Here is a 448-nt window from a genome sequence, read left to right as displayed (position 1 = left end):
GAAGGGGCGCACCCGCTACAAGACCATGACGCTGGAGGCCGGCGAGTTCATGCGCCGCTTCCTGCTGCACGTGCTGCCCGGCGGCTTCCATCGCATCCGTCACTACGGGCTGCTCGCCAACCCGGTGCGCCGCGCCAGTCTCGCCAAGGTGCGTGCGCTGCTGCACGTCACGCCCGAACCTGACACGTCATCCGACGACACCGGCATCCAAACCCGGCCCGTCTTCATCTGCCGTCACTGCGGCGCACCGATGATCGTCATCGACATCCTCGCGCGCAGCGCCCCGATCCGCGCACCGCTGATGTGCCGGGGTCCGACATGAGCACAACGGTTCCGCGATATCTGAACCGACCGTCGGCTTTGCGGCAACGCGGCCCACGAGCGGACGTTTGCGCCTGGCGCTACGCAAAGCGCCTCCCACGTCCGCTTCACCATCGCGATCGCACGA

General features: G+C 67.6%; 1 protein-coding gene. It reads left to right on the top strand.

The window, feature by feature from the left end; translation table 11 throughout:
- Window positions 1-322: transposase (locus tag P0D73_RS46755; protein ID WP_408436551.1), on the top strand; the 322-nt coding region annotated here is incomplete at its 5' end.
- Window positions 323-448: the final 126 nt, after the last annotated feature.

It is taken from the genome of Paraburkholderia sp. RL18-101-BIB-B, assembly GCF_046026985.1.
Classification (GTDB): Bacteria; Pseudomonadota; Gammaproteobacteria; order Burkholderiales; family Burkholderiaceae; genus Paraburkholderia.
The sequence above is the reverse complement of the archived record's forward strand: the minus strand, read 5'-3'. Positions and strand labels throughout refer to the sequence as shown.